Below are 24460 nucleotides of genomic sequence, written 5' to 3' on the forward strand. Positions count from 1 at the left end.
CCTCGGATCGTGGGCTACGAATAATCCCAGGATGCGACTATTGCCCGAATATATCTACGTCCGCGACATATAAGAATAAATTACCTACCGCGACGACGTTCTCACAGCGCGCTCCCACCACCCCCGCACCGCCCCCTCACCACCCGCCCGCCACCCTCACCACCCCGCACACGAAAAGGCCCGCCGACCCGGGCTTCCCCGGATCGACGGGCCTCCTCCGCAAGGGCGGGCCTCAGCTCACCGCCCCCTCAGCTCACCGCCCCGCTCACGCCGGGTCGGACGGCACCGCCGCCAGCAGGTCACGGACGACGGGCCCCGCGGACGACCCGCCGGTGACCCCCTTCTCGACCACGCAGGCCACGGCCACGTTCCCGCGGTGGGCGACGATCCACCCGTTGTTGGGCTCCTCCGCGGAGACCTCGGCGGTGCCGGTCTTCGCGCCGACCTCGCCCGGCAGATCGGCCAGGACACCGGCCGTGCCCTCGGTGACGGTGGCCCGCATCATCCGGCGAAGCTGCGCCACGACGTCCCGCGGGAGCGGGGTGGTGGTGGTCGTGTCCTCGGTGCCGCCGGTGATCGACGGCTCGTGGAACCTGCCGGAGACCGCGGTCGCGGTGACGGACGCCATGATCAGCGGGTTGGCCTGCACCCTGCCCTGGCCGATCATCGAGGCCGCCTTCTCCGTCTCGTCGCGCGGCACGGGCACCGACCCGTCGTACGAGGGGATCCCGACGTGCCACTCCTGGCCGACGCCGAAGTACTCGGACGCCACGTCGCCCAGCTCCCCGTCGCCGAGCTTGCCGCGCAGGCTGATGAACGCGGTGTTGCAGGACTCGGTGAAGTCCTTCTGGAAGGTCGCGCCCGGGTACTCGGAGGTCTCGACGTTCTGGAACCGCTTCCCCACCGTGAGGTACTTGGGGCAGTCCACGGTGTCGCCGGGGCTGACGGCGTCCTTGAGCAGCAGCGCGCCACTGGTGACGATCTTCCAGGTGGAGCCGGGCGCGTAGGTGCCGGACACCGCCCGGTTGAACCCGGAGGACGGGGAGTTGGCCACGGCCAGGATCTCGCCGTTGTCGACCCGCAGGGCGACCAGCGCCCCGTACCTGCCCTCGGCCTCACCGGCCAGGGCCTCCTCCGCCGCGGCCTGCCAGGTGGCGTCGATGGTGGTGGCGATGGGCTTGCCCGGCTTCTTCCCGAACGTGGCCTCCGTGCCCCTGACGTCCCCGGTGTCCCGGTCCACCAGGCGGACGGCGCCGCGCGGCCCCGCCCCCTCGGCGCCGGACAACTGGGCCAGGATCGGACCCAGGGAGGGGTGCGCGTCGCCCTTCAGCGGGGCGCCCGTGCGGTCGGTGACCTCGGGCCCCGCGTCGTCCTCGCGCTCCAGGCGGAACTTCTCGGTGTCGCTCAGGTGCGGGTGGACCAGGGACAGCGCCCAGTCCACCTGCCAGGTGCCGTCCTGCTGCTCGCTCAGCGGCAGCGCCGAGGAGTACGTCCAGGTGCCCAGGTCGGTGATGGGCATCCGGGCGGTGAACGGGACGGTGACGGCCCCGTCCTCGGCGAGCGCGGCCCGCGCCGGGGTGAGGATCGGCTCGCTGATGTCCAGCCCCGCGGTGAAGTTGCGCAGCACCTGCTCGGCCTGCTCGGGGCTCGTGGTGAGCGCCGCCGCCTCCGACATGCGGCCCGCCTCCCAGTGGTCCAGGAAGGCCCGCGCCTGCTCCGTCGCCTCCGGGTCGAGCCCGGCGCCCTCCGGCGCGAACGGCCCCAGGTCCGCCGCGTACGCCCCGCCCGCGGCGAGCACCAGCGCCAGCCCCACCGCCACCGCCGCCTTCCCGGCACGCCCGCGGCCCCGGCCGGTCACCTCTCCGGCATCACTCATCGAACGCTCTCCTTGTCATGACTCCCCCCCGCCGCACGCGGCGGAGCGATCGCGGACGGTACTGCCGGCCCGTGCCCCGGCGGGGCCCTGCCCGCCCTCCCCCCGAAGGGCGGAGGGCCACGATCCCACCCCGAAGCCCGGCCACCGGCGCCGGGACCACCCTCACCCTCGCACACCCATGCGAGCCAATACGCTCCTGCACCCTTCCATGCCGACTCGACATGGAACCGCGACACCCACCCGGCCCGCCCCTCCCCGCCCCCTCGCCCCCAAGGCCGGAGCCGTCACTCGGCCCGTCGCTCTCCCCGTCACTCTGCCCGTGGCGAATCTGCGGCGGGCGAAGAAACCGCTTCCGGGAATCCCCCGAGGTCAACAGTGGAGTCAACGGCACCAACGACGGCATCCACGCCACGGCAAGGAGACCAGATGACCTCACTCACCGCGCTCCCGCTCCGCTCGGAGGAGGGCGACACACCGCCCAGCCGCTTCGACGACCATCTCGCGGCACAACTGCTCGCCCAGCGGATCGTCGTCCTCGGCACTCAGGTCGACGACGTGTCGGCCAACCGGGTGTGCGCGCAGTTGCTGCTGCTGTCGGCGGAGGACCCGCGCACCGACATCAGCCTGTACATCAACAGCCCCGGCGGGTCGGTCACCGCGGGCCTCGCCATCTACGACACCATGCGGCTCATCCCGAACGACGTCTCGACGCTGGCGATGGGGTTCGCCGCCAGCATGGGCCAGTTCCTGCTCACCGTGGGAACGTCCGGCAAGCGGTTCGCGCTGCCCAACGCGCGGATCATGATGCACCAGCCGTCGGCGGGCATCGGCGGCACCGCCGCGGACATCGAGATCCAGGCGGAGAACCTCCAGTTCACCAAGAAGGCCATCGAGCGGATCACCGCCGAGCACACCGGGCAGAGCGAGGAGACGATCGCGCGGGACAGCGACCGGGACCGCTGGTTCACGGCCGAGCAGGCCAAGGAGTACGGGATCGTGGACCGGGTGGTGGAGTCGCTCACCGACATCCGCCCGGCCACCTCCCGCCGACGGATGGGGTTGTGACATGGGGTCGTACACGGTTCCCTACGTCATCGAGCGGACCGCGCAGGGCGAACGGTCCTACGACGTCTTCAGCCGGCTGCTCAACGAGCGGATCATCTTCCTCGGCACCGAGATCGACGACGGGGTCGCCAACGTGGTCATCGCGCAGCTCCTGCACCTGGAGTCGGCCAACCCGGACCGCGAAATCTCGATCTACCTCAACTCGCCCGGAGGATCGTTCACCTCGCTGATGGCGATCTACGACACGATGACGTTCGTGCAGGCGCCGATCTCCACCTTCTGCGTCGGCCAGGCGGCGTCGACGGCGGCGGTGCTGCTGGCCGGCGGGGACCCCGGGCGGCGGTTCGTGCTCCAGCACGCCCGGGTGCTGCTCGGCCAGCCGGCCAGCGGCGGCCGGCAGGGGACGGTCTCCGACCTCAGCCTCGCGGCCAAGGAGGTGGTCCGCATCCGCTCGCAGGTGGAGGAGGTCCTGTCCCGGCACACCCATCACGACGTGGCGACGCTGCGCGCGGACATGGACCGGGACAAGGTGCTCACCGCCGAGGAGGCCGTCGCCTACGGGGTCGCCGACGAGGTGCTGAGCCGACGGCTCGCGTTCGCCTGACCCCGCGGCCGGGACGCCGGTACGGCGGTGGCGCGCCCCGCCGTACCGGTCAGGCGGCGAGGCACAGACCGTCGTACCGCGCCGTGGGCGACGTACTACGCCCCCGTCCCACCCGGCTCAGCTCCTCCTGAGCGAGCGAGAGCAGGTCCCCGAGCCCGAGCCCGAGAGCCTGCGCCGCGGCCGCCAGCACCTCCGACGACCCCTCCTTGCGCCCGCGCTCCAGCTCCGACAGATACGGCATCGAGATCCGAGCCGCCTCCGCCACATCCTTCAACGTCCGCTCCTGGGCGAGCCGCTCCCGCCGCAGCACACCCCCCACCAGATCGCGCCACAGAGGCTCCCTCGGCGCGGGCGCCCGCGGAACCCCCTCCGGCCGCTGCGGGCCGCGCGCCCCGGGCGGCGAGCCCTGCGGGCTCAACGGAATGACGCGGGCTTCGTTCGGCGCATGAGTACTCACCCCTTCAGCCTAGGGATCCCCCACGCCGACGGAAGGGAGCGGCATTCTGCCCTGGGTGAAGCCTCCGGCCGCCCGGATGCGCCCCAAGCAGACGAACCACTCGGGGCCGAGTACAAGGACACAGACGCAATAGCCGCGCACCACGCCCCTCCCCAGGTGATGGCGCCACTCACACCTCCCCCACACCGTGGTGAGCAGACCCGACCGAGTGGCACCGGGCCGGCCGAGAAGCGGCCACAGCGAGTACCCCGCACCCTGTGCGCATCATGGTTCACGTTTTGACGCCCAGGGACGGCCCCGCTCACATCTCCAACATGCTGATGGCTCCACGACACAGAAACGGGGCCACATGGGCTAATTCCGCACACAATCAGCGAATCATCCGAGACTTAGACAACTTGGTCACGCCCTTCGTGGGGCTGGTCAAGTTGCTGCTCTCGCTTACGCTGTTCCATGCGCAGGGTCTCGACATTCTCAGCAAACGCCTCCAAATTCTTATCATCCGTGGAATTGTATGGGCGGATCGCCAGTTCAAGAGCCGTGGCGTGCTTCTCAATCTCGTCGGCAGTCTGCTGGAGGTTGAAGCTGCGCTCGCGGAACTTAAAGTAGCCGGTGACGCTGGTTACAACGGTGACGATGGCCCCAAGAGCGATTAGGATTGTTTTCCCTGGTTGCGGCGGGTCATATACGGCCGCAACCGCGGGGATCGCCGCGGAGGCAAGGATGAGGGTCCACTGCAATAGGTTATGCAAACGCCGATAGTGACGCGACTCATTGCGCAGGCGTTCGATCTCCTTGGGCATGGAATCTTTGTAGGAGAACTGCCGATCATATGCAGGTTGACTCAGCCTCGAAGCCTCGAGGATCCTGCGTTCTTCAGCGAGCTCCAGTTGCAGTTTCAGCTTGGCGACCGGATGCTTTACAGTACCTTGACCGTCGGGCATGTAGTAGGCAGACACTGCAAGCACCGCAAAGACGGCGGCCACGATACCGCCAGCTAAATTGGGGCGGAGCATGTCTTGCTCTCGCCAAGTGAGCGCGGTGGCCACAGCAAAGCAGAGAACCACGAGAGCAGCGGTCGCGCCAAAGCCCCACATGAGGCTGTTACGCGTGCGGGTGAGCCTGATCTGACGGCGAAGTTCGGCAATCTCTTCCCGATGCCGGATCAGGGAGTCGATCGTATTCCCAGATGATGCGGGGTTCGACATGGCAGATAACTCGCTCCTTTCATCCTGTCTTGCACGTAGGCGAGGGGTCAAGCGGCTACGGCGAGAGAGCCGGGCCAGCGGGGATTGCGGAGGCGGGTCACGCCAAGAGGACGTTCCACTAATGAAGCGGAGACCAGCAATGACTACCGCGGCTCCAGCCGCAACACCCAACAGAGTGAGGACGGAGCCGAGTGCGACCGCCGCTAACGGACTTACAGAGAGCTGCTCAAACGTCATCGTGAGCGAGCATATACGTCAGCAGCCGTCCGCGACTGGCGTTTGGCGCGTTCCAAGTTGAGCCACCTTCTACCTCGATGCACCAGGTTCACTCCATTCGCTACCATTATGTGGATGAGTCGAGTGATGCCCGAGCGAGAGCGACCATCGATTGTCAGCGAACAAGCCGCAAACGCCTACACCAGTTCGAACAGTTCATTCAGGCCCCTCAAGATCGAGTTCCTCCTGATCATTTCGGTAGATGAGGGCGGCGTGCCGCCAAGATCGCGGTCGGCTCGGTACCGTCCACCGGCTCAGCCCCGCCGACGCGCGGCTGCACCTCGACACCTACTTCCGTGACGGCTACCTGTGCTGCCTGGACGCGGTCTGCTCTTCTAGCAGGAGCAGGAGTGCTGAATGCCGCTCAATGCCACGGTCACACCGGCTATACGCGCTGCGGCCGCTGCTCTCCGTAGGACTGCGTCACGGGAAAGCGCTCGCACTGAGTGGGGCGACATGGACTTCGACGTGCGGCACACCTGGGCATCGCTGCTGCTGGCGCAGGGCGTGGACGCGCGGACCATCATGGAAACGCTCGGTCACAGCACGATCAGGATGATGCTGGACACGTACCCGCACGTGATGGACACGACGCTGAAGGCCGCCGCGGAGCGCATGGACGACGCGCTTGGGTCCGGATGACGAGGAAGAGGGCGACGATAGCCCGGCGGGGTGCCCTGCGGCCGTCTGAGTGACGCGTTGATGTCACCCGCTGATGTCAGAGGCCCCTTGGGAAGATCCCAAGGGGCCTCTGACCAGTGTCGGGACGGCGGGATTTGAACCCACGACCCCTTGACCCCCAGTCAAGTGCGCTACCAAGCTGCGCCACGTCCCGGTGCTCGTTTGGGCGAGCAAGAGAACAGTACCGCATCTCGGGGGGTGGGTGGTAACGATCTTGCGGGTGGGTGAGGGGGTGGGTGCGGAGGGTTACGAGGGGGTGGAGAGGGACAGGGCGAAGCGGGTGGCGGGGTCGGGCCACCAGTGGGTGAGGGTGAGGCCCGCACGGGTGAGTTCCGTGGTGAGGGTTTCGCGGCGGAACTTGGCGGAGATCTCGGTGCGGAGGTCCTCGCCCTCGTCGAAGGGGACGGCCAGGTCCAGGGCGGGGATCTTGACGGTGTGGGCGTGGCGGGCGCGCAGGCGCATCTCCATCCACTCGTGGGTGGGGTCCCACAGGGCCACGTGGTCGAACGCCTCGGGGTCGAAGTCCGCGCCGAGCTCGCGGTTGAGGACGGACAGGACGTTCTTGTTGAAGGCGGCGGTGACGCCCGCGCTGTCGTCGTAGGCGGCGACCAGGGTCTTCTCCTCCTTGACCAGGTCGGTGCCCAGCAGCAGGGCGTCCCCGGGGCGCAGGTGGGTGCGGAGGGCGGTGAGGAAGGCGGCGCGCTCCGCGGGGAGGAGGTTGCCTATGGTGCCGCCGAGGAACGCCAGCAGGGCCGGGCCCCGGGAGGCGTCGTCCAGGTCGAGGGGGGAGGTGAAGTCGGCGATCAGGGCGTGGACATCCAGGCCGGGGTAGTCGGCGGCGAGGGCCGTCGCGGCCTGGCGCAGCGCGGTCTCGCTGACGTCCACGGGGGTGTAGCGGCGCAGGGTGCCGGTGGCCCGCAGGGCGTCGATGAGCAGGCGGGTCTTCTCCGAGGAGCCGGAGCCCAGCTCGACCAGGGTGTGGGCGCGGGTGAGGGCTGCCGCCTCGGCGGCGCGGGCGGTGAGGATCTCCCGTTCGGTCCTGGTGGGGTAGTACTCGGGCAGGCGGGTGATCTCCTCGAACAGCTCGCTGCCCCTGGCGTCGTAGAACCACTTGGGCGGCAGCCACTTCGGGGCGGCGGTCAGGCCGCGCAGGACGTCGTCGCGCAGGGCGGCGCCCGCGGCGTCGGCGGGGATGCGGCGGGTGAGGGTGTACGGGCTCACGGGTGGGTCCTCTCTGCGGCTGCGGTGGGGGTTGGGGTGGTGGTGAGACCCGTGAGGGGGGTGAGTTCCACCGTGAAGCGGGTGGCCCGGAGCAGGGTGTGGTCGGGGACCTCCGTCCAGTCGGGGTCGTCCCCGGTGGGCTCCGAGGCGACCAGGACGCGCCCGGGGGCCTGGCGGTAGTACAGGGTGTCGCCCCAGGCGGTGGCGGTGATGGTGGTGCCGTCGGTGAGCAGGAGGTTGAGGCGGCCGGTGCCGAGGCGGGCGATGGTGTCGGCGAGGGCCCGGTGCGGCGGGGCGCCCGACCTCAGGCCGTGCAGCACCAGGGCCCACACCAGCGCCGAGTCGCAGCGGGACTCCAGGGAGAGCAGTTCCTCCGCGGGCAGGCTCCGCGCGGCCTCGGCGACGGTGGACGGCCAGCCGGGCAGGGCGCCGTTGTGGCTGAACAGCCACTGGCCCGCGGTGTAGGGGGCGGCGGAGGACTCGTCCGCCGAGGTGCCCGCGGTCGCGGAGCGCACGGCGGCCAGCAGGGCGTGGGTGCGGACGACCCGGGTGAGGTCGAGCAGGGACGGGTCGGCCCATATGGGGACGGCCCTGCGGTAGCGGGCCGGGACCGGGTCGTCCTCGGCGTACCAGCCGACGCCGAACCCGTCCGCGTTGACCGTGCCGTGCGCCTGCCTGCGCGGGGCCCAGGACTGCCGGTACAGGCTCCACTCGGGCTCGGTCAGCACCTCGCGCAGGGGGACCCGGGGGCCGAGGTAGGCCAGGTGGCGGCACATCAGACGGCCTCCTCCGCGGTGCGGGCGGTGCGGAACCCGGAGAAGATCTGGCGCCGGACGGGGTAGTCCCAGTTGCGGAACGTGCCGCGGCAGGCCACCGGGTCCACGGCGAAGGAGCCGCCGCGCAGGACCTTGTACTCGGGGCCGAAGAACACCTCGGAGTACTCGCGGTAGGGGAAGGCCCGGAAGCCCGGATAGGGCAGGAAGTCGGATGCGGTCCACTCCCAGACGTCGCCGATGAGCTGGTGGACGCCCAGCGGGCTGGCTCCCGCAGGGTAGCTGCCGACGGGCGCGGGCCGCAGGTGGCGCTGGGCGAGGTTGGCGTGCTCGGGCCCGGGGTCGGCGTCGCCCCACGGATAGCGCAGGGAGCGGCCGGTCGAGGGGTCGAACCTGGCGGCCTTCTCCCACTCGGCCTCGGTGGGCAGGCGGCGCCCGGCCCAGCGGGCGTACGCGTCGGCCTCGTACCAACTGACGTGCAGCACCGGCTCGTCCGCGGGGACGGGCTCGGTCACGCCGAAGCGGCGGCGCAGCCACTGGCCGCCGTCGCGGGTCCAGTACAGGGGCGCGGTGAGGTCCGCGCGGTTGCGGTGGGCCCAGCCCTCGGCGGTCCACCAGCGCGGGTCGTCGTAGCCGCCGTCCTCGACGAAGGCGGTGTAGGCGGCGTTGGTGACGGGGGCGGTGTCGATCCAGAACGGGTCGACGTGCGCCCGGTGGGCGGGGCGCTCGTTGTCCAGCGCCCACGGCTCGGTGGAGGTGCCCATGGTGAACGGGCCCCCGGGGACGAACGTTTCCGCGGGGAGGGGGGCCGCTCCGGCGGGCGGGGACGGGGGCGGGGGCGCGCTGAGCACGGCCGGGCCGCGGCGCAACTGGTGGGTGATGAGCATCGTCTCGTCGTGCTGCTGCTCGTGCTGGGCGATCATGCCGAAGACGAAGCCGCCGTCGAGGAGCTCGCGGCCCTCGAGCGGTGCGTGGCCGAGCAGGTCGAGCACCCGGGAGCGGACCTCGGCGGCGTAGGCGCGGGCCTCGGCGGGCGGCAGCAGCGGAAGGCTGGGGCGGCTGGCGCGGGGGTGCTCGAAGGCGTCGTAGAGGGTGTCGATCTCCGGGTGCATCGGGTCGCGGCCGCCGACGTCGCGCAGCAGCCACAGCTCCTCCTGGTTGCCTATGTGCGCCAGGTCCCACACCAGCGGCGACATCAGCGGGGAGTGCTGGGCGGTGAGGTCCGCGTCGTCCACGCAGGTGGTCAGGAGGGTGGTGCGGTCGCGTGCGGTGGTGAGCAGGGTGGCCACGCGCTCGCGCAGGCGCTCCGGGGAGGGCTGCTCGGCGGGGGCGGGGCTGTGCCGGTCGGGGCTGTGCCGGTCGGGGCTGTGCCGGTCGGGGCTGTGCTGGTCGGGCGTGGACGGGATCAGCACGTTCGGTTCTCCTTCGGGGTGCGTGCGCGGGAGCGTCCGGCCCGGGGAAGGGGCCGCGGGCTCGCACCGCGCACGGCGTCCAGCAGGTCGTCGGCGGGGCAGCGGCCGCGCGCGACGTAGCGTTCGGTGAAGTCGGTGACGGCGGCGGTGACGGCGTCGTCCGCGCCGGTGCGGGGCAGCGCCCGCGCGGCGGCGGTGAAGCAGGTGAGCGCGGCCCGGCGCAGCGCCGGGTCGGCGAGGCCGTGGCGGGCGGCGCGCAGCCAGACCGGGTTGCGCGGCGCGGGCACCCCGGGCGGGGCCAGATCCCGCACCGCGTCCTCCGCGGTGTCCGCCGCCGCGCGGTCCCCGAACAGGGCGGTGACCACCGCGAGCGGCACGATCCAGCCGTCGGGGCCGGGCTGGGCGTCGATCATGCGCAGCTCCAGGTGGCCGCGCGGCCGCACCGGCGGGAACAGCGTGGTCAGGTGGTAGGCGAGGTCGTCCAGGGTCGGCGCCCGGCGCACGCCGTCGCAGGCGCGCTCTCCCTCGGCTATCCACCGGCGGAACGAGACGCCTCCCGGGACCGCCCACGGCCCGTCGCCGTCCTCGCGGACGCACATCACCGCGGCGTCCAGCGCGTACGCGGCCCAGGCGGCGCGGGGATCGGTGCCCTCGTCCAGCGCCGGGGCCCGGGTGCGGCCGGGGTCCATCCGCGCCCACAGGGCCTGGCGGGTGGAGCGCCAGCCGCTCGGGCGGCCCAGCCGCAGCGGGCTGTTGGCGAACGCGCCCAGCAGCACCGGCCCGAGCAGGTGCGCCAGCCGCCAGCGGCGGGCGAAGCCCTCGGGGCCCGGCTCCTCGGTGCCCGCGTCCACGCAGACCTGCACCGACGCGGTCGCGGTCATCATGCCGCGCGCCTCGGGGCCGTGCCGGTCGAAGTACTCCTCCATGGCGGCGTACCGCGGGAGGTCGAGCACGCGCGCGGCGTGCCGCCAGGGCTCGTGTCCCCAGCCGGCGAGGGTGAGGCCATGCGGGCAGAGGGCGCCGCGCAGGGTGCCGAGGTCGCGGCGGACGGCCGTGACGCAGTCGTGCAGGGAATCGGCGGGGAGGGAGCTGAGCTCAACCTGGCCGCCGGGTTCACGGGTGATCAGGGCTCCTTCGGGGAGCCGCCCGGGGTCGGGCAGGGACGCCAGCGCGCCGGTGAGCCGGGACGGCTCCACGGGCAGCGCCGGGTCGGAGGAGTCCTGGACGATCCACTCCAGTTCGACGCCGACCCGGCGGGGCGGGCCGGTCTTGAAACAGATGCCGTGCACATAGCTCTCGGCGGCGGCCGCGGTGAGCGGGTCGGGCGGCGGCAGCCAGCCGGGCACGGCGGACGGGGACTGGGGTGGCGGTGGCACGGGATGACGCGGGGGTAGTGCGCGCATACGGGCCTCCTGCGGAGGGGTCTCGGATGTGTGGGTGAGGACCTCGAGGTGCCCGGCCGGGCCCCGGTTGCGGACCGCGGGCGGGCGTGGGTTGTCGGTGGTCGGCTCCTTGACGGGCGGTGTCCGGCTCGGGGCGTGCGGCTTGGCTCCGCGACCGGCGGGGTCCCCGCGGCCGGGGCTCGCCCGGCCGCGGTCGCGGGCGCGCGGCCCACGGTGGAGCGGGATGGGCCGGTGCGGTGACGGGTCCATCGGGGGTGCCGCTGGGGTGTGCGTCGGGGATGCGATCGGTGGTACAGGGGGTGCAGATGGGGATCTTATTCGCAGAACGGCTTTTTGGGTATGGGTTGGCTGAAACAGGCCGCTGCACGGGCGGCGACCGGGGCATTCCCGGTGCCGCGCACGCCCGGTGAGCGGCGGCCGGTCACGGCGGGCCCGGGGCGGGCCCTGAACCTGCATGCCCAGCCGTCCGCCGGTCATGCCCGCCGCCCGCATCCCGGGACGGCGGCGCCCCCTGGGCCGCGGCGGCGGCCAGCCGCGCCAGGGCCTCCTCCAGTTGGGGACGCGGCAGGGCGAGATTCAGCCGCAGGAAACCCGCCCCGTCCGGGCCGTACGCCGCGCCGTCCTGCACGTCCAGACCCCACTCGGCCAGCAGGTGCTCCCGCGCCGAGCGGCCCGCGGGGACGGGCAGCGCCGAGCCGTCCAGCCACAGCAGGTACGACGCCTCCGGCTCGCACGCCACCAGACCGGGCACCGCCGCCAGCGCGCCCACGGCCAGCTCCCGGTTGGCCGCCAGGTACGCCACCAGCCGGTCGCGCCAGGGGCGGCCCCGGGCCAGCGCCGTGTCCTGCGCCAGCGCGGGCAGGACCCGGCCGCCCTCGAAGAAGCCGTGCCCCTCCACCGCCCGCACCAGGCGCTCGCGCAGCCGCGGGGACGGCACGAGCGCGAACGCGTCGGCGAGCCCGCTCACGTTGAACGTCTTGCCCACCGAGTGCACCGTGACGGTGTGCTCGGCCAGGCCCTCCTCCCCCGCCGCGGCCACCGCCACCGGGTGGACGCGGCCGGGGTGCACCAGGTCGCTGTGCACCTCGTCGCTGATCAGCACCCCGCCCGCGCCCGCGGCGGCCCGGGCGAGGCGGCGTATCTCCTCGTGCGACCACACCCTGCCGGTCGGGTTGTGCGGGCTGCTGAGCACCACGGCGCGCACCGGCCCGCTCCCCGCCCTGGCCTCGAACTCCTCCACCGGCAGGCGGTACCCGCGGCCGTCCGCGGCCCGCTCCAGCGCGATCGCCTCGTACGCCAGGCCCGCCGCGCGGGCCACCTGCGCGAAGCCCGCGTACTCCGGCCCCGGCGCCAGCACCGGGCCCGGGCCGTCCACGGCGTCCAGCAGGAACCGGACGGCGGCGCGCGGGCCGAACGGAAGCCGGACCACCCACGCCGGGTCGATCCGCGCCCCGAACCCGTCCCGGTACCAGGCCGCGACCAGCTCACGGCTGTCCGGGGCGGGCAGCGTGTAACCGAGCGCCGGATGCGCCATGCGCTCGCGCAGGGCGTCGAACAGGGCGGGGAAGCCGGGCAGGTCCATGTCGGCCACGCCGAGCGGGATGCGGTGCGGGTCCGCCTCCGCCCCGGCGGTGGCCCACTTCACGCTCCTGGTGCCCGAGCGGTCGAAGAACGGGATCATGCGGCCGGTCCTTCCCTGGGGTGTGCTCCCGCGGCGCGCCCGGGGCGGCCGGGGGTGGTCCTGGTGGCGGGTCGCCACGGCGCCGCGACCCGGCGGGGGCCGCCTCGCCTGCTGTACCGCCTGCCCTGTTCCTCGCCTGCCTCCCGCTCGCCTCCGCCGCGGCCGGGATGCCCCGGTCCCTGCTTTCCAGCCGCCGATCACGTTAACCGGCGGGTCTGACATCGGCCTGGAAAGCGCTCGGCGGAAAGGACGGGCCGAGGGGCGGGGCGGTCGGGGCGGGGCGGTCTCGGCGGGGCGGTCTCGGCGGGGCGGCGCGATCGGGAGGCGTGGGCTGCGGCGCGGGGCACGCCAGGGGGATGCGGCGCAGGGCCGGCGGGGTGGCCCCTCCCCCGGCACGCCCGCCCCCTCCACCCCACCCGTCCCACCACCCCCGCGCCCCCACGTGGGAAGGTTCCCCCAGGGCGTCCGGGCAGCGGACGCCGCGGGCAGTGGCAGGCCGTCCAGCGGTACGGAGGGAAGCGCATGGCGGAACGTCTGGTCGTGGTCGGGGGCGACGCCGCGGGGATGTCGGCGGCCTCTCAGGCGCGGCGGCACAAGGGGCACGACGAGTTGGAGATCGTCGCGTTCGAGCGCGGGCACCACACGTCGTACTCCGCCTGCGGCATCCCGTACTGGGTCGGCGGTGTCGTGGACGGGCCGGACAAGCTGGTGGCCCGGTCGCCCGAGCAGCACCGGGAGCGGGACATCGACGTGCGGCTGCGCACCGAGGTGACGGCGATCGACCTGAACCGGCGGCGGGTGCGCACCCGGGACCTGGACGGCGGCGAGGAGAGCTGGACGGAGTTCGACCACCTGGTCATCGCCACCGGCGCCGTGCCCCTGCGCCCGTCCCTGCCCGGCATCGACGCGCCCAACGTGCACGGGGTGCAGACCCTCGGCGACGGCGAGGCGCTGCTGAGCACCCTGGACGGCGGCCGGGCACGGCGCGCGGTCGTGGTCGGCGCGGGCTACATCGGGGTGGAGATGGCCGAGGCGCTGCTGCGGCGGGGCCTTCGGGTGACGGTGGTCGAGCGGGCCGAGCAGCCGATGTCCACCCTGGACCCGGACATGGGCGCCCTGGTGCGGGACGCCATGACCGGCATGGGCATCGAGGTGGTCACGGGCGCCGCGGTGCGGGAGCTGCGCACCGACGGCGACGGGCGGGCGACCGCGGTGGTGGCCGAGGACGGGCGCGAGTTCCCCGCGGACCTGGTGGTGCTGGGGCTCGGGGTGCGCCCGAACACCGCGCTGGCCAGGGAGGCGGGGCTGCCGCTCGGCCCGTCCGGCGGGCTGCTCACCGACGCGGCGATGCGGGTGCGCGGCGTGGAGGGGGTGTGGGCCGGCGGTGACTGCGTGGAGGTGCTGAACCTGGTGTCCGGCACCACCCAGCACATCGCGCTCGGCACGCACGCCAACAAGCACGGGCAGGTCATCGGCGCGAACCTGGCGGGCGGCTACGCCACCTTCCCGGGCGTGGTGGGCACCGCCGTCAGCAAGGTGTGCGAGCTGGAGATCGCCAGGACGGGGCTGCTGGAGGCGCAGGCGCGGGCCGCCGGGTTCCGCTTCGTGACGGCGCGGGTGGAGGCCACCAACCGGGCCGGGTACTACCCGGACGCGTCGCCGATGACGGTGAAGGTGCTGGCCGAGCGGCGCACCGGGCGGCTGCTCGGGTTGCAGATCGTGGGCCGGGAGGGCGCGGGCAAGCGGGTGGACGTCGGCGCGGTGGCGCTCACCGCCCGGATGACGGTGGAGCAGATGACGGCGCTCGACCTCGGTTACGCGCCCCCGTTCTCCCCGGTGTGGGACCCGGTGCTGGTCGCGGCGCGCCGGGCGGTGGCCGAGGTGGCCGCGGACCTGGCCGGGCGGCGGCGCGGCTGAGGCCGTGGGGGGCCGCCGGGCGGGGATCCGGCGGTCCTCAGGGCCTGTCGCGGGGAGGCGGCGGGGTGCCGTCCCCGAACGGGCGCCCGCCGAGCTCCTCGCGGCCGTGCGGGGTGGTCCACGCGGACAGGTCGGGGCCGAGCGGCACGATCCCGGTCGGGTTGATGTGCTCGTGGACCAGGTAGTAGTGCCGTTTGATGTGGTCGAAGTCGACGGTCTCGGCGAAGCCGGGCGTCTGGTACAGGTCGCGCGCGTACGCCCACAGCACGGGCAGCTCGGTGAGCTTGTGCCGGTTGCACTTGAAGTGGCCGTGGTAGACGGCGTCGAAGCGGACCAGGGTGGTGAACAGGCGGATGTCCGCCTCGGTGATGGTGTCGCCGACCAGGTAGCGCTGCCGCTCCAGCAGTCGGGACAGGTCGTCCAGCCGGTCGAACAGGCGGGTGTACGCCTGGTCGTAGGCGCGCTGCGAGGAGGCGAAGCCCGCCCGGTAGACGCCGTTGTTGACGTCGCGGAACACCGCGTCGTTCATCTCGTCGATCCGGTCGCGCAGCCGCTCCGGGTACAGGTCGGGCGCGCCGGGCCGGTGGAGCGCGCGCCACTGGGTGCTCAGGTCCAGGGTGATGCGCGGGTAGTCGTTGGTGACGAGCCTGCCGCTGGGCACGTCCACGATCGCCGGGACGCTGACCCCGCCGTCGTAGTCGGGGTCGGCCGCCCGGTACGCCTCCGACAGGTACCGGATGCCCAGCACCGGGTCGACGCCGCCGGGGTCGAGGGTGAACCGCCAGCTCCGCTCGTCCTGGACGGGGTCGGCGACCGCGAGCGAGAGGGCGTCCTCCAGGCCGAGCAGACGGCGCACCAGGACGGCCCGGCTCGCCCACGGGCAGGCGAGGCTGACCACCAGCCGGTACCGGCCCGCCTCCACCGGCCACGGGGAGGAGCCGTCGCCGGTGATGCGGTCGGTGAAGCGGCTCGGAGTGCGCACCCACTCCTTGCCGTTGCGTTCGCCGGGGGCCGGGGCGGGGGCGGGGCCGCTGTCCCGGCGGGCGCCGCCGGGCTGCTCGTCGCTGGTCACGGTGGGCCTTCCTGCGGGGTCGGGGCGGTGCCGGACGGGGCGCACGCGGGCGCGCACACGGCGACGGATACCCCGGGCGCGGCCGGTCATGGCCCGCTCCCGCGCTCCCGCAGTGGCCGCCGCCACACCGCCCGGCGCGCATGGGCGGCGGGATACCGGGTAGCCGGGCGACTTCGGCACGAGACGAGTGGCACCCCCGCTCGCCCCCTCACGACGATTGGACGGACCATGACCGACGCCCTCAACGGCGGCCCCGCCACCCCCGCGCAGCAGGCGCTGCGCGCCCTGGCCCAGAACGGCGCCGACGAGCAGGCGCTGAGCACCCTGGCGACCAGCGAGGTCCTGCTGCCCGACCCCGGAACCCCGGAGGCCGCCCCGGGCGAGGAGGCGCCCGGCGACGACCAGGGAGTCATGACGCTGCCCGTGTTCGAGCAGGAGGACGGGGCGCGGCTGGTGCCGGTGTTCACCTCCGAGGACCGGCTGACGCAGGCCCTGCCGCAGATCCAGCGCTACCACCGGGTTCCGCTCGCCCTGCTCGCCGGGAGCTGGCCCTCGGACGAGCTCTCCCTGACCATAGACGTCGGCGCGCCGGAGGCGGTGACCCTGACCGCGCACGGGGTGCGGACGCTGCCGAGCCTCGGCGCGCGGTGAACGCCGCCGCACCGGTCTGACGCGGCCGGTCGCTGTCCGTGGCCGGACGGCGACTGGCCGCGGTCGCATTTGGGGCCTGTTATCTGAGAGAGCGAGCGGACGGGGCGCGACCCGCGCGCGGCGCCGGGGCGGCTCAGTCCCCCGTCGGCGCTCCCGCCGCCACTCTGCGCTCGGCCTCGATCCTGCTGTCGTAGGCGGCGCGGGCGGCCGCGATCTCGTCCTGGTGCTCCTCGGTCCAGGTGACCAGCGACCTGATCGTCGCGTGCAGGGTCATGCCGAGGGGCGTGAGCTGGTAGTCCACCCGCGGCGGCACGACCGGGTGCACGATCCGGCGGACCAGGCCGTCGCGCTCCAACTGGCGCAGCGTCACGGTGAGCATGCGCTGGCTGACGCCGTCGATCTCCCGGCGCAGCTCGGTGAAGCGCAGGGTGCGCCGCTCCAGCAGGGCGATGACCAGCAGGGACCACTTGTCCGCGACCCGGTCCAGGATCTGGCGGACCTCGCAGCCCTCGCGGTGGTCCCACTGGCGGGCGTCGTAGGGGTCCTCGGTGTCCGCGCAGTCAGTCGGTGACTTCAAAGTGCCTTCTTCCATGGTCCCCGAGGGTGCCGCAGGATGGCTTGCGGTTACAAGAGAGAACCCGGACACGGAAGGGAACCGTGGACGGCGCGGGGGCCGCGCCATGGCCCCGCGCCATGCCCGGTGACCGGGTGGCGGGGCCGGTGACGGGCCGCGTCCGGTCGGCCGGGGCGCGCTCCCCGGCCGGACCGGACGCGCGGCTCCGGCGGACACGCCCGGCGCCGCGCCCGGCGACCCCGCAGCCCGTCGCGCCGCGCCCGCGGCCCGCCGCTCCGTCCGGGTCTCTCCGCCACTCCCCCATCCACCCGGTGCCCCACAAGGAGCCTGCCCATGTCCGCCTCACCAGCCCCGGCGACCTCACCGGTCACGGAGGAATCCACCCGTATGGACGCGAGATCCTGGGGTGTGCTGCTCGTCCTGTGCGGCGCGATCTTCCTGGAGGGCCTGGACGCCGCGATGCTCAACGTGGCGGTCCCGTCCATCCGCGCCGACCTTGGCCTGTCCACGGCCTCGGCGTCCTGGGTGATCAGCGCCTATGTGCTGGGCTACGCGGGCTTCATGCTGCTCGGCGGGCGCGTGGCCGACCTGCTGGGGCGGCGGCGCATGTTCCTGTTCTGGCTGACGGTGTTCCTGGCCTTCTCCGGCCTCGGCGGGTTCGCCACCGAGGGCTGGATGCTGATCCTGGCGCGCTTCGTCACCGGCGCGGCCGCCGCGTTCCTCACCCCCGCCGGTCTGTCGATCATCACCACGAGCTTCCCCGAGGGCCCGCGCCGCAACCGGGCGCTGCTGGTGTACGCGGGCACCGCGGCGGGCGGGTTCTCGCTCGGCGTCGTCGTCGGCGGGCTGCTGACCGAGATCGGCTGGCGGTGGGTGTTCTTCGCGCCCGTGCTGCTCGCCGCGGTGATCCTGGTGGGCGCGCTCGCGCTGATCAGGGACGGCGGCGCCGCGCCCGCGCGCGGTCAGGGCTTCGACGTGGCGGGGGCGTTCACCGCGACGGGCGCGATGCTGCTGACGGTGTACGCGGTGGTCAGGCTGGAGGACCCAGGGCACGGGTGGCCGCTGACGGTCGCCGCGCTCGCCGCGGGCCTGGCGCTGCTGGCGGCGTTCGTGCGGGTGGAGCGGCGGGCGGCGGCGCCGCTGGTGCGGCTCGGCATCCTGCGCTCGGGGGCGCTGGTGCGCGCGAACCTGGGCGCGGTGCTGGTCGTGGGCGCGTTCTTCGGCTTCATGTTCATCGTCACCCTCTACCTCCAGGAGCTGCGCGGCTGGTCGTCGATGGAGACGGGCCTGGCCCTGCTGGTCGTCGGCATCGACGCGGTGCTCGCGCCGACGCTCACCCCGAGGCTGGTGAGCCGGTTCGGCAACGTCCGGGTGATCCTGGGCGGGTGCGTGCTGGCCGCGGTGGCGTACGCCCTGTTCCTGCCCGTGGGCCCGGACTGGTCGTACGCGGCCATGTTCCCCACCCTGCTGCTGCTCGGCCTGTCGTTCGCGCTGGCCTACGGGCCGCTGACGATCGCCGCCACGGACGGCGTGGCCGAGGAGGAGCAGGGCCTGGCCAGCGGGCTGCTGAACACCTCGATCCAGTTCGGGGCCGCGTTCGGCCTGTCCGCGGTGGCCGCGGTGCACGGCATGGCGGCGCCCGACGCGGGCGGGTCGGCGGGGCAGGCGCTGGACGCGTTCCGGGCGGCGCTGGTGGTGCCGCTGGTGCTCGTGGTGCTCGGCGCGGTGGTCACGGCCACCGGGCTGCGGACGCGCGGCACGGGCCGGGGACGGGCGGCCGCGGCGGCGCCCGCCGGAACCTCCGGGGCGCCCGGCGGCCTGGAGACCGCCGGGCGGCGCTGAGCGCCCCCGCCCGGGCCCCGTCAGCCGGCGGCGGGGCCCGGGCCGCTCAGTCGCCCAGCTTCCGGAACAGGCCCTCCTGCATCACCGACACCAGCAGCTCGCCGCGGGCGTTGAAGATCAGGCCCCGGGCCAGGCCGCGGGCGCCTGTGGCGATCGGGGACTCCTGCTGGTAGAGGAACCACTCGTCGGCCCGGAACGGCCGGTGGAACCACATCGCGTGGTCCAGCGACGCCATGTCGAAGCCGCGCGGCCCCCACAGCGGCTCCACGGGCACCCGCACCGCGTCGAGCAGCGTCATGTCGCTGGCGTAGGTCAGCGCGCACACGTGCACCAGCGGGTCGTCGCCGAGGGAGCCGATGGCCCGCATCCACACGGCGCTGCGCGGCTCGGCGCCCTCCACCTCGGGCTGGGTCCAGCGCAGCCGCTCGACGTAGCGCAGGTCGAACGCCTGGCGGCGGGCCATCCGCTCCAGCGGGGCGGGCAGTTCGCCGAGGTGGGCGCGGATCTCGTCGGCCAGCGCGGGCAGGGTCTCGGGCGCGGGGACGTCCGGCATCGGCACCTGGTGCTCGAAGCCGTGCTCGGCCTCGTGGAAGGACGCGGTGAGGTTGAAGATGGTGCGGCCCTGCTGGACGGCGACGACCCGGCGGGTGGTGAAGGAGCGGCCGTCCCTGACCCGCTCCACCTGGTAGACGATGGGCACGCCGGGGATGCCGGGGCGCAGGAAGTAGGCGTGCAGGGAGTGCACCGGCCGGGTGCCGTCGGTGGTGCGGCCCGCCGCCACCAGGGCCTGGCCCGCCACCTGCCCGCCGAAGACGCGCTGGAGGGACTCGTCGGGGCTGCGGCCGCGGAAGATGTTGAGGTCGATCCGTTCCAGGTCCAGCAGATCGACGAGCCGGTCGGCGGGGCTGTCGGCCATGTGTCAATACTCCTTTGTGCTCATCCGGGCTACGAGTCTGCACTACCGCGTCCACGGCGCGGCCACGGCCTGCCCGGGCCCGCCCGCGCGGGTGTGCCCCAGGTGAGCGGGGGCGTGCGCCCCGGCCCGCCGCCGCGCGCGGCGCGCGCCGCGCGCGGAGCCCGGTGCCCGGCGCGCCGGCTAGAACAGCGCCGGCGGCAGCACGCCCTCCAGGGCCAGCAGCTCCCGCTTGGTGCCCACTCCCCCGCCGAAGCCGCCGAGCCCTCCGGCGCTCTCCACCACCCGGTGGCAGGGCACCACCACGGGCAGCGGGTTCGTCGCCATGGCCACGCCCACCGCGCGGGCGGCGCCGGGTTCGCCGACCCAGTTGGCCAGGTCCTGGTAGCTGGCGACCCGGCCGAACGGCACCCGCTCCGCCAGCGCCCGCAGCACCCGGCGGTTGAAGCCCGTGGCGAGCCGGTAGTCCAGGGGGAGGTCGAACGCGGTGCGGGTGCCCGCGAAGTACGCGTCCACCTGCCGCACCACCGGGGCGAGCGCGGCGGGGTCCTCCTCGGGGGCCACGGCCAGGCTCTTCTCCAGCTTCTCCAGGGCGGTGGCCGCGGCGGGCCCGTCGGCGTGGAAGACCACGTTCACCAGGCCGCGCTCGGTGACGGCGAGCAGCAGCGGACCGATCGGGGTCGGCGCGACGGTCCAGGCGAGCGTGGCGGTGGCAGTCATGGCCCAAGCCTAGATCGCGCCGGTGACAGTGGCGGGCGGCCGGGAGCCGCGCCCGGGGCGACCCGGGGAGCGGGCGGGCGGGCCTCGGCGGCGGGCACGGTGGGCGGTAGCGTTGCCCCCGCAGGCGGCAGGAGGCTTGGATGGGTGCACCGACCGATCGTCCCCGCGGGGGTGCCGCGGAGGCGGAGGGGCCGGCGGAGCGGACCGGCGGGGTCCGGGACGTGAAGTCCACCGCCCGGGCGCTGGAGCTGCTGGAGCTGCTGGCCGCGCGGCAGCACCGCCCGGCGCGGCTGCGGGAGCTCAGCGAGGCGCTGGGAATGCCCAGGAGCAGTTGCTACGCGGTGCTGCGCACGCTGACCAAGTACGGCTGGGTGCGCACGGACGTGTCCGGCACCCTGTACGGCATCGGCATCCGCGCGCTGCTCGCGGGCACCAGCTACCTGGACGCCGACCCGTATGTGCGCATCGCCAGGGCGGCGCTGGAGCGGGCGGGCGAGCACCTGGACGAGACGTTCCACCTGGGCAGGCTCTCCGGCTGCGACGTGGTCTACCTGGCGACCCGCGAGTCCGGGCAGTACCTGCGCCCGCTGAGCCGGGTCGGCCGGCGGATGCCCGCGTACTCCACGGCGCTCGGCAAGGCGCTGCTGGCGGGGCTGGACGCGGAGGAGCTGCCGGAGCACCTCCCGGAGGAACTGGTGCCGCTGACCGCGCACACCCTGACGGACCGGGCCGAGCTGGAGCGGGAGCTGGCGCTGACCCGGGAGCGCGGCTACGCGGTGGACCGGGAGGAGAACACGGTGGGGGTGCGGTGCTTCGCGCTGCCCCTGCGCTACGCGGAGCCGCCGGGGGACGCGATCAGTTGCTCGGTCCCGCTGGCGCGGCTGACCGCGGACCGGGAGGCCGACATCGTCAGGGCGCTGGGGCGGGCGCGCGACGCCATCGAACGGGAGGCCGCCGCCGGGGGGTTCGGCGTGTCGGGCAGCACCTGGCCGCCCGCCCGCGGCTGAGCGGCCCGGGGCCCCTGAGCAGCCCGGCCCCGCCGCCCCGGCTCTCCGTGGGCGCGGCGGGGCCGGGCCGCCCCTGCTCAGGCGCCCACCGGCGCGGCGTCCAGCGGGAAGTGGCACAGGCCCTCGTGCGCCTCCCGCTGCGCGCCGCCCGCGCCGTCGCCCGGCCGGGTGACGACCGGCGGGGCGTGACCCGCGCACCGCTCGGTGGCCTTCCAGCAGCGGGTGCGGAACCGGCAGCCGGACGGCACGTCGAACGGGGAGGGGATCTCGCCGCGCAGCGTGATGGCCTCGCCGCGGTCGCCGGAGACGTCCAGCGTCGGGGCGGCGGACATCAGGGCGGCCGTGTAGGGGTGCAGCGGCCGGTCGAAGACGTCCTCGGTGCGGCCGTGCTCGATGACCTTGCCCAGGTACATCACGGTCACCCGGTCGGCGACGTGCCGGACCACCGACAGGTCGTGGGAGATGAACACGTAGCTCACCCCGAGCCGCTGCCGCAGCTCGCCGAGGACGTTGAGCACCTGGGCCTGCACCGACAGGTCGAGCGCGGACACCGGCTCGTCGCAGACGATCAGGTCGGGGCCGAGCGCGAGGGCGCGGGCGATGCCCAGGCGCTGCCGCTGGCCGCCGGAGAACTCGTTGGGGTGGCGGTGGGCGTCCCCGGCGCGCAGCCCCACCAGGTCGAGCAGTTCGCGGACCCGCTTCTCCCTGGCCTGGGCGGTGGGCACGACGTCCCGGTGGGTGCGCCACGGCTCGGCGATGATGTCGGCCGCGGACATCCGGGCGTTGAGCGAGGCGAAGGGGTCCTGGAAGACCATCTGCACCCGGCGCCGCCACGCCAGCAGCTCCTTGCCGCGCAGGGCGAACGGGTCGGTGCCGTCGAAGCGCACCGTCCCGGAGTCCGGCCGCTCGAGCAGCAGCAGCACCCGGGCCAGGGTGGACTTGCCGCAGCCGGACTCGCCGACCAGGCCGAGCGTCTCCCCTCGCCCGACCCGCAGGTCCACGCCGTCCAGCGCGTTCAGGCGGCGCCGGCCGCGGCCCGAGCCGACGCGGAAGGTCTTGGTCACGCCGCGGACCTCGAGCAGGGGCGGGGCACCCGCGGCGGTTGCGGGGGTGTCAGACACGGGCGAGCTCCTCGGAGAAGTGGCAGGCGGCGGAGCGGGCGTCGCCCGAGGGCCGCAGGGCGGGGCGCTCCTCGGCGCAGCGCTCCCGGGCGAGCGGGCACCTGGCCTGGAAGACGCAGCCCGCCGGGATCGCGCCGAGCTCGGGCGGGCTGCCCGGCACCGCGGGCAGCGGCCTGCCCTTCTCGGCGTGCTCGGGCACCGAGTCCAGCAGGCCCTTGGTGTAGGGGTGGGCGGGGCGGGCGAACACCTCGCGCACGGGGCCGGTCTCCACGACGGTGCCCGCGTACATCACCGCGACCTCGTCGGCGCGCTGCGCGACCACCGCCAGGTCGTGGGTGATCAGGACGACCGCCATGCGGTGCTCGTCCTGGAGTTCCCGCAGCAGCCCCATGATCTGCGCCTGGACGGTGACGTCGAGCGCGGTGGTGGGCTCGTCGGCGAGCAGCACGTCGGGGCTGAGCGCGACCGCCATGGCGATGAGCAGGCGCTGGCGCATCCCGCCGGAGAACTGGTGCGGGTAGGAGCGGGCGCGGGTGCGCGGCTCGGGGATGCCGACGCGCTCCATCAGCTCCACGGCCTTCTCCCCGGCCTGGCGGCGGGACATGCGCCGGTGGATGCGGAACGGCTCGGCGAGCTGGCGGCCCACCGGCTGCACCGGGTTGAGGGCGGTGAGGGCGTCCTGGAAGACGATGGACAGCACCGGGCCGGCGAGCCGCCGCCGCTCGGGACGGCTCAGCCTCAGCACGTCGGTGCCGGACACGCGCACCGCTCCCCCGGTGACCTCGGCCACGGGGTCGAGCAGCCCGATGACGGACTGCGCGGTCAGCGACTTGCCGCAGCCGGACTCGCCCAGCAGGGCGAGGGTGCGGCCGCGGCTCACCCGGAAGCTGACGCCGTCCACGGCGCGGACCCGGCCCGCGGGGGTGCGCAGGTCCACGCACAGCCCTTCGACGTCGAGGGCGGGGCGGTCGTCCGCGGCGGGCGCGGCGGGCGCGGTCGCCTTCACGTGGTCACCTCCGGGGGGACGGGCCGGGCGCCGCGCCGCTCCTTGGGCAGGGTCAGGCGCCAGCGCTGGGCGGGGTCGGTGGCCAGCCGCACCCACGCGGCGAGCACGGTGGCCGACACGGTGGTGAGCACGATCGCCAGGCCGGGCAGCACCGCGATCCACCAGGCGGTGCGCAGGTACTGCCGTCCCTGGGCCACCATCAGGCCCCAGCTCACGTCGGGCGGCTGGACGCCGATGCCGAGGAAGCTCAAGGAGGACTCGGTCAGCATCACGAAGCAGAAGTCGAGCGTGGCGACGGTCAGCAGGGTGGGCAGCGCGATCGGCAGGATGTGCCGGTAGATCGTCGGCCAGGCGGCGGTGCCGAAGGTGCGGGCGGCGTCCACGAACAGCCGGCTCCTCAGCTCGGCCGCCTCGGCGCGCGCGGTCCGCAGGTACACGGGGATGCGGGCGACGGCGAGCAGCAGCACCAGGTTGAGGGTGCTGGGCGCGAACACGTACAGGACGACGACGGCGAGCAGCAGCGAGGGAAAGCTCAGGATGACGTCCGCGGTGCGCATCGCGATGCTCTCCCGGACGCCTCCGTGGTAGCCGGCCCACATCCCGAGGGCGGAGCCGATCAGCAGCGAGCACAGCACGGCGGGGACGGCGACGGACAGCGTGGTGGCGGCGGCCTCGATCAGCCGGGCCAGGACGCTGCGGCCGAGCACGTCGGTGCCGAGCAGGCCGTAGAAGCCGTGGTCGAGGGACGGGGCGCGCAGCGAGGCCCGCAGGTCCTGCCGCTCGGCGTGGTCGCCGACCAGCAGGGGGCCGAGCAGCGCGACGAGCAGGACCAGGCCGAGGGCCACGGCCGCGACGGCGGCGGGGCGGTCCCGGCCGAGCAGCCGCCACCAGTGCGGCGGCCGGGTGCCGGGCCTGCCCGGCTGCTCGGGGCCGCCCGGCGCGGCGGAGCCGGCGGGCGGGTCGGTGAGGGCGGTCATGGC

Annotated in this window: 22 protein-coding genes and 1 tRNA gene; 7 read left to right on the plus strand and 16 right to left on the minus strand. The window is 74.0% G+C overall.

What is annotated here, in order from left to right; translation table 11 throughout:
• Nucleotides 1-265: 265 nt before the first annotated feature.
• Nucleotides 266-1876 carry a penicillin-binding transpeptidase domain-containing protein gene (locus tag ACYVO2_RS15965; RefSeq protein WP_461008465.1) on the minus strand — a complete coding sequence of 537 codons (1611 nt, stop codon included), beginning with the start codon at nt 1874-1876 and terminating at the stop codon, nt 266-268.
• A gap of 426 nt (nt 1877-2302) precedes the next feature.
• Between ACYVO2_RS15965 and ACYVO2_RS15970 the strand changes: the two genes are divergently transcribed.
• Nucleotides 2303-2941, plus strand: a complete 639-nt coding sequence (locus ACYVO2_RS15970; RefSeq protein WP_461008466.1) for an ATP-dependent Clp protease proteolytic subunit — start codon at nt 2303-2305, stop codon at nt 2939-2941.
• Nucleotide 2942: 1 nt separating this feature from the next.
• Nucleotides 2943-3545: a ClpP family protease gene (locus tag ACYVO2_RS15975; RefSeq protein WP_461008467.1), complete on the plus strand. Its 603-nt coding sequence runs from the start codon at nt 2943-2945 to the stop codon at nt 3543-3545.
• 49 nt (nt 3546-3594) lie between these two features.
• Here the strand turns inward: ACYVO2_RS15975 and ACYVO2_RS15980 are convergent, their stop codons facing one another.
• Nucleotides 3595-4002, minus strand: a complete 408-nt coding sequence (locus tag ACYVO2_RS15980; protein WP_461008468.1) for a helix-turn-helix domain-containing protein — start codon at nt 4000-4002, stop codon at nt 3595-3597.
• Nucleotides 4003-4391: 389 nt separating this feature from the next.
• Nucleotides 4392-5210, minus strand: a complete 819-nt coding sequence (locus ACYVO2_RS15985; protein WP_461008469.1) for a DUF4231 domain-containing protein — start codon at nt 5208-5210, stop codon at nt 4392-4394.
• A 732-nt stretch (nt 5211-5942) separates the two neighbouring features.
• On the opposite strand from ACYVO2_RS15985, the gene ACYVO2_RS15990 reads away from it, so the two are divergent.
• Nucleotides 5943-6128 (plus strand): tyrosine-type recombinase/integrase, encoded by a 186-nt coding sequence (locus ACYVO2_RS15990; RefSeq protein WP_461008470.1) that lies wholly within the window; start codon nt 5943-5945, stop codon nt 6126-6128.
• 119 nt (nt 6129-6247) lie between these two features.
• On the opposite strand, the gene ACYVO2_RS15995 is transcribed toward ACYVO2_RS15990, so the two are convergent.
• From ACYVO2_RS15995 to ACYVO2_RS16020, 6 genes are all read right to left on the minus strand, one after another.
• Nucleotides 6248-6321 (minus strand) — tRNA-Pro (locus ACYVO2_RS15995).
• A 92-nt stretch (nt 6322-6413) separates the two neighbouring features.
• Nucleotides 6414-7388, minus strand: coding sequence for an L-histidine N(alpha)-methyltransferase (gene egtD / locus ACYVO2_RS16000; protein WP_461008471.1), 975 nt, complete (start codon nt 7386-7388; stop codon nt 6414-6416).
• Nucleotides 7385-8164 (minus strand): ergothioneine biosynthesis protein EgtC, encoded by a 780-nt coding sequence (gene egtC / locus ACYVO2_RS16005; RefSeq protein WP_461008472.1) that lies wholly within the window; start codon nt 8162-8164, stop codon nt 7385-7387. Before egtC ends, egtD begins: the two co-directional genes overlap by 4 nt.
• Nucleotides 8164-9462 (minus strand): ergothioneine biosynthesis protein EgtB, encoded by a 1299-nt coding sequence (egtB, locus tag ACYVO2_RS16010; protein ID WP_461008539.1) that lies wholly within the window; start codon nt 9460-9462, stop codon nt 8164-8166. The genes egtC and egtB overlap by 1 nt, the downstream gene beginning before the upstream one ends.
• A 104-nt stretch (nt 9463-9566) precedes the next feature.
• Nucleotides 9567-10976, minus strand: coding sequence for an ergothioneine biosynthesis glutamate--cysteine ligase EgtA (gene egtA, locus ACYVO2_RS16015; RefSeq protein WP_461008473.1), 1410 nt, complete (start codon nt 10974-10976; stop codon nt 9567-9569).
• A gap of 421 nt (nt 10977-11397) precedes the next feature.
• Nucleotides 11398-12657, minus strand: coding sequence for an aminotransferase class I/II-fold pyridoxal phosphate-dependent enzyme (locus ACYVO2_RS16020; RefSeq protein ID WP_461008474.1), 1260 nt, complete (start codon nt 12655-12657; stop codon nt 11398-11400).
• 522 nt (nt 12658-13179) lie between these two features.
• Between ACYVO2_RS16020 and ACYVO2_RS16025 the strand changes: the two genes are divergently transcribed.
• Nucleotides 13180-14574, plus strand: a complete 1395-nt coding sequence (locus ACYVO2_RS16025; protein ID WP_461008475.1) for an FAD-dependent oxidoreductase — start codon at nt 13180-13182, stop codon at nt 14572-14574.
• Nucleotides 14575-14611: 37 nt separating this feature from the next.
• Here the strand turns inward: ACYVO2_RS16025 and ACYVO2_RS16030 are convergent, their stop codons facing one another.
• Nucleotides 14612-15556, minus strand: a complete 945-nt coding sequence (locus ACYVO2_RS16030) for a glutathione S-transferase family protein (protein ID WP_461008540.1) — start codon at nt 15554-15556, stop codon at nt 14612-14614.
• Between the two features lie 318 nt (nt 15557-15874).
• Between ACYVO2_RS16030 and ACYVO2_RS16035 the strand changes: the two genes are divergently transcribed.
• Nucleotides 15875-16297, plus strand: a complete 423-nt coding sequence (locus tag ACYVO2_RS16035) for an SseB family protein (RefSeq protein ID WP_461008476.1) — start codon at nt 15875-15877, stop codon at nt 16295-16297.
• Between the two features lie 133 nt (nt 16298-16430).
• Here ACYVO2_RS16035 and ACYVO2_RS16040 read toward each other — a convergent pair whose 3' ends face one another.
• Nucleotides 16431-16889, minus strand: coding sequence for a winged helix-turn-helix transcriptional regulator (locus ACYVO2_RS16040; RefSeq protein WP_461008477.1), 459 nt, complete (start codon nt 16887-16889; stop codon nt 16431-16433).
• Between the two features lie 369 nt (nt 16890-17258).
• Here ACYVO2_RS16040 and ACYVO2_RS16045 point away from each other — a divergent pair, with 369 nt between their 5' ends.
• Entirely contained in the window at nt 17259-18713 is a 1455-nt protein-coding gene (locus ACYVO2_RS16045; RefSeq protein ID WP_461008478.1) for an MFS transporter, read from the plus strand.
• A 46-nt stretch (nt 18714-18759) separates the two neighbouring features.
• Here the strand turns inward: ACYVO2_RS16045 and ACYVO2_RS16050 are convergent, their stop codons facing one another.
• Together ACYVO2_RS16050 and ACYVO2_RS16055 are read right to left on the minus strand one after the other, a co-directional pair.
• Nucleotides 18760-19629 (minus strand): acyl-CoA thioesterase, encoded by an 870-nt coding sequence (locus tag ACYVO2_RS16050; protein WP_461008479.1) that lies wholly within the window; start codon nt 19627-19629, stop codon nt 18760-18762.
• A gap of 180 nt (nt 19630-19809) precedes the next feature.
• Nucleotides 19810-20346 (minus strand): methylated-DNA--[protein]-cysteine S-methyltransferase, encoded by a 537-nt coding sequence (locus ACYVO2_RS16055; RefSeq protein WP_461008480.1) that lies wholly within the window; start codon nt 20344-20346, stop codon nt 19810-19812.
• Nucleotides 20347-20486: 140 nt separating this feature from the next.
• On the opposite strand from ACYVO2_RS16055, the gene ACYVO2_RS16060 reads away from it, so the two are divergent.
• On the plus strand, nt 20487-21353 hold the full coding sequence (locus ACYVO2_RS16060) for an IclR family transcriptional regulator (RefSeq protein ID WP_461008481.1): 867 nt from the start codon (nt 20487-20489) through the stop codon (nt 21351-21353).
• A gap of 77 nt (nt 21354-21430) precedes the next feature.
• Here the strand turns inward: ACYVO2_RS16060 and ACYVO2_RS16065 are convergent, their stop codons facing one another.
• From ACYVO2_RS16065 to ACYVO2_RS16075, 3 genes are read right to left on the minus strand one after another with little or no spacing between them, the layout of a single operon-like run.
• Nucleotides 21431-22474, minus strand: coding sequence for an ABC transporter ATP-binding protein (locus ACYVO2_RS16065; protein ID WP_461008482.1), 1044 nt, complete (start codon nt 22472-22474; stop codon nt 21431-21433).
• Nucleotides 22467-23480 (minus strand): ABC transporter ATP-binding protein, encoded by a 1014-nt coding sequence (locus ACYVO2_RS16070; RefSeq protein WP_461008483.1) that lies wholly within the window; start codon nt 23478-23480, stop codon nt 22467-22469. The genes ACYVO2_RS16065 and ACYVO2_RS16070 overlap by 8 nt, the downstream gene beginning before the upstream one ends.
• Nucleotides 23477-24457 (minus strand): ABC transporter permease, encoded by a 981-nt coding sequence (locus ACYVO2_RS16075; RefSeq protein ID WP_461008484.1) that lies wholly within the window; start codon nt 24455-24457, stop codon nt 23477-23479. The genes ACYVO2_RS16070 and ACYVO2_RS16075 overlap by 4 nt, the downstream gene beginning before the upstream one ends.
• Nucleotides 24458-24460: the final 3 nt, after the last annotated feature.

The sequence above is a fragment of the Streptomyces capparidis genome, assembly GCF_054782095.1.